The sequence below is a fragment of the Neobacillus drentensis genome (genome assembly GCF_036966985.1).
Classification (GTDB): domain Bacteria; phylum Bacillota; class Bacilli; order Bacillales; family Cytobacillaceae; genus Neobacillus; species Neobacillus drentensis_E.
Map to the genome: position 1 here is coordinate 2415 of NZ_JBALSN010000225.1, position 3890 is coordinate 6304.

Annotated in this window: 5 protein-coding genes; 4 read left to right on the forward strand and 1 reads right to left on the reverse strand. The window is 36.4% G+C overall.

Features of this window, described 5'->3' with window-relative positions; all coding sequences use genetic code 11:
• Nucleotides 1-354: 354 nt before the first annotated feature.
• On the forward strand, nt 355-924 hold the full coding sequence (locus V7659_RS15315; protein ID WP_335540734.1) for a competence protein ComK: 570 nt from the start codon (nt 355-357) through the stop codon (nt 922-924).
• A 19-nt stretch (nt 925-943) separates the two neighbouring features.
• Here the strand turns inward: V7659_RS15315 and V7659_RS15320 are convergent, their stop codons facing one another.
• Nucleotides 944-1309 carry a hypothetical protein gene (locus V7659_RS15320; RefSeq protein WP_144553542.1) on the reverse strand — a complete coding sequence of 122 codons (366 nt, stop codon included), beginning with the start codon at nt 1307-1309 and terminating at the stop codon, nt 944-946.
• A 271-nt stretch (nt 1310-1580) separates the two neighbouring features.
• On the opposite strand from V7659_RS15320, the gene V7659_RS15325 reads away from it, so the two are divergent.
• The 3 genes from V7659_RS15325 to lepB are packed head-to-tail and all read left to right on the forward strand — an operon-like array spanning nt 1581 to nt 3768.
• Nucleotides 1581-2516: an LCP family protein gene (locus tag V7659_RS15325; protein WP_144553544.1), complete on the forward strand. Its 936-nt coding sequence runs from the start codon at nt 1581-1583 to the stop codon at nt 2514-2516.
• A 42-nt stretch (nt 2517-2558) separates the two neighbouring features.
• Complete coding sequence (locus V7659_RS15330; RefSeq protein WP_335453306.1) at nt 2559-3224, forward strand: TVP38/TMEM64 family protein; 666 nt, start codon at nt 2559-2561, stop codon at nt 3222-3224.
• Nucleotides 3214-3768, forward strand: coding sequence for a signal peptidase I (gene lepB, locus V7659_RS15335; protein WP_144553548.1), 555 nt, complete (start codon nt 3214-3216; stop codon nt 3766-3768). The genes V7659_RS15330 and lepB overlap by 11 nt, the downstream gene beginning before the upstream one ends.
• Nucleotides 3769-3890 lie beyond the last annotated feature (122 nt).

Genomic DNA, 3890 nt, shown 5'->3' on the forward strand with positions numbered 1-3890 from the left:
AATGGCCACATCGATTTTTTGCAGTAGTTTTTCTCTTTCAACTGTTAGCTGAATTTCGGACAGCAGCATGTCGATGTATAAATCCTGGACAAAGTTCTCTTTCAAGCGATTGCGTTTCATGGCACCAAGTTTCATTAATTCCGTGTATGATTTTTCATTCATGAAAATCACCTCTGATACTTTTTAAAATTATATGGGTTTTTTTGAAGAATATCTCAGTTTTTATAATTTTCAGATAAATATTTATTTAGCCTAAATTTTGTGAATAATTTAGGAACAGTTCAGAAAAGTAAGGGAATAAAAAACAAGAAGTGTTAAGATATGATGGATAAGATGAAAAAGGAGTTGAATGGATTGAAGCAAATCGAGATCGAAGATTATGAAATCAATTCACGTACGATGTTTGTAGAACCGGTGGTATATGGTAGTAAAATTTACTCACGTGTAGTGGAAGTAGAAGATGAATTCTTGTTACCCTTTAAGCCCTTGGATCTAATTAAAAAAAGTTGCAATTATTATGGTGTCGATTACGAAAGCAGGAAAAGAGGAACACGGCAACTAATTGGTTATTTCCGAAAACTCTCAATCATCATTGAACCAACTTACCACATCTATTTTTTCCCTACAGTTTCGCCGCTTAAACCTGAGTGTATTTGGATAGCATTTGAACATGTGGAATGTTATCGCCGCGTAGCCGCACAAAAGACAATGATCACTTTCCGTAACAAACAATCACATTTATTTCCAGTTCCAGTAAGTACAATAGAAGTACAGATGTTAAGAACTTCATTATTAAAAACAAAGCTCATGCAAAGAATAGAAAGTAATGGGAGAAAGTTCTTTAATAAGGCAAATGGACCCCAGTTGATAAATGCATCGGAAAGCTCCCTAGAATACGATGCCTATTCGAAGGATCCAAAGTAAGGTTGCTTATTTCTAACAATTAACGGGACAGATGTTTTTTTAATAAATAGGCCTCCATTATTTCTTGGACCTTATTGCGTATCCTTGGGTTAAAGTAATTATGGTTTTCTTCGTAGCCTTTATAGATAAACCTGTATAAAGTAAAAGCATCGTCCCGTTTTGTTTCAATTACCTGAAGTTTATTTTTTTTCATATAATGTTTTACTTCCGCCAATTCCTTCTGGATTTCCTTCATCGTTTCCTCAATCAAATCTAAATAGGGTTGTTTTAATTTAAAAGGGCTTTTTTCGACAACGGTTAAATCCCGGTTTAAGATAATTAGAACCATTGGCAAATACATTGCCTTCTCCATTATGTCTCGATCATCTTCGGGGATTCTGGTCATTTTTTTCAGTCACACCTTTCGTTATAATAGGAACAAATGTTCCTCCTTATTTTACAAAAAAGGAACATTAAAAGCAATAGGACTTAACATAAACAAAACTCGTCATTTGGCGAGCTTTTTTTATTGAAATAATCTGTTGTTATATGAGAAAGTTTTTATTAATAGAAGGATATCTGATAGGGGAAAATGAATTAAATGAAGAAACCCCTAAAGAGAAAAAACGGTCATATAACTAGGAGCATAAAAAACATGGATGAATAGGTGATAATCAATGAGATCTGATAAACATCAAGTGAAGAAAAAGAGACGATGGCCATCCGTTTTACTAGTATTCTTACTGCTAATTGGGGCAGTAGCGGGCTATGCTTATTATCAATACAAGCAAGGAGTTAACCAATCACTAAAAAAAATTGATAAAAAGGCATCAAATATTGTCTATACTTTCGAAGGGCAAAAGGATCAGTATGGGGGGACGAATATCCTTTTGCTTGGAAGTGATGCAAGAGGGAAAGAAAAGTCTCGCGCAGATACAATCATGATTGTTCATTATAATGAAGACAAAGGAACCTTTAAATTAACTTCAATTATGAGGGACAGTTACCTCGAGCTTCCGGGACATGGTAAACATAAGGTTAATTCAGCATTTGCGCGCGGTGGACCAGAATTAATGAGGCAAACGATTAAGCAAAATTTTGATATTGACCTTCAATACTATGTCATTGTCGATTTTCAAGGCTTTGTGCAACTTATCGATGAAGCATTCCCTAATGGGGTAGAGATCGATGTAGAGAAAAAAATGTCAAAAAATATTGATGTAACTTTAGAGCCAGGTCTGCAAAAATTAAATGGAGAGGAAATGCTTGGTTATGTCCGCTACCGTCATGATGCTATTGGGGATTTTGGAAGGGTAGAACGTCAACAAAAGGCGGTTAAGGCCATCGGGGATCAATTGATGGGACTGCAAACGATACCCAAGCTCCCTAAACTTATTGGGGTAGTGACTCCTTACGTGAATACAAATATGAAAACTTCAGACATAACATTTATGGCGAAGGATTTCTTTTCAAATGATCGTGGAAATATTGATACGTTACGAATTCCTGTTGAAAATAGCTATTCGGATGCTCGTATAGCTGGGGAAGGTGCCGTATTAGATATCAATGTTGAAAAAAATAAAGAGGCACTTCATCAATTTATCACAAAGTAATCATTGGTACTGCTAATTCGTAAAAAAATGAGGAGAAATAGGATGGACATTGAATCATTAAAAGCATGGTTTACGCTTGAACATATAATGAGTCTAATTCGTGAATATCGAACCCTTGGCCCCATACCTGGCATAATGCTTATTGTCATTGAAGCTTTTTTGCCATTTCTCCCATTGTTTTTATTTGTAATGGCTAATGCCAGTGCTTTTGGACTCTGGTTAGGATTTTTATATTCATGGCTCGGAGCCTGTATTGGGGCCATACTCGTATTTTTACTAGTCAGAAGGTATGGGCAGCAAAAGTTATTATCTTTTTTGCCAAAGCACCCGCAGGTTCGTAAATTGATGGATTGGCTGGATCGTCATGGATTCGGCCCCCTCTTTTTATTGCTATGTTTTCCATTTACCCCCTCAGCTGTAGTGAACATAGTTGCAGGTCTTTCTAAAATTCGCCTTGCCCAATACATGTTAGCTGTGTGTATCGGGAAGATGGTGATGATATTCACAATTAGTTTTGTGGGCTATGATATCCAGTCATTGCTGACGAAGCCTCTTCGGACTGTTGTAGTATTGCTTATTATATTCATTCTTTGGATTGTTGGTAAAAGAATTGAAGGCCGAATGAATAAGAGCACGGAAACTGACCATAATGGTGAAATAGATAGAAACTATAAGCAGGAGAAACGGAGGAGCGTTAATGAAGATTGAATGGAAAAAGGAAGGCATGGAGTGGGCTAAGGCTTTTGCGATTGGAATCATTATTTTTGCTTTTATTCGTACATTTTTCTTTTCAAATTATGTTGTCGAAGGCGAATCAATGATGCCAACGCTCCAGGATGGAAATAAGCTGGTAGTTAATAAGCTTGGTTATCAAGTGGGGGAATTGAATCGATTCGATGTGATTGTTTTTCATGCCAATGAAAAAGAGGATTTTGTAAAACGGATCATCGGCCTGCCAGGAGACAAGATTGAATATCGAGATGACCTATTGTATATTAATGGGCATAAGTATGATGAACCATTTTTAAATGTGTACAAACAAAAATCACCTGGAATAAGGATTACTGGTGATTTCAGTTTAAAAGAAATTACCGGTGAAAATACTGTCCCTGACGGAAAGTTATTTGTCCTTGGTGATAATCGATTAGGAAGTTGGGACAGCCGACAATTCGGTTTTATTTCAGCCAGTCAAGTCGTAGGTAAAGTCGATTTACGCTACTGGCCCTTAAATGAAATGGACGTCCATTTTTAAATATTGAGATGAAGGCACTTACACGATGAAAAATCGTGTTTTTTTTTGTCTTGGCATGTTTAAGCATTATTGATATTAGCACAATGTTGATTGGAGTGGAAGGTGCGAGACTCCTGCGGGAG

Coding starts and splice junctions, on each gene's coding strand:
- V7659_RS15320 (WP_144553542.1), bottom strand. CDS start 1,309: ATGACCAGAATCCCCGAAGATGATCGAGACATAATGGAGAAGGCAATG.
- V7659_RS15325 (WP_144553544.1), top strand. CDS start 1,581: ATGAGATCTGATAAACATCAAGTGAAGAAAAAGAGACGATGGCCATCC.
- V7659_RS15330 (WP_335453306.1), top strand. CDS start 2,559: ATGGACATTGAATCATTAAAAGCATGGTTTACGCTTGAACATATAATG.
- lepB (WP_144553548.1), top strand. CDS start 3,214: ATGAAGATTGAATGGAAAAAGGAAGGCATGGAGTGGGCTAAGGCTTTT.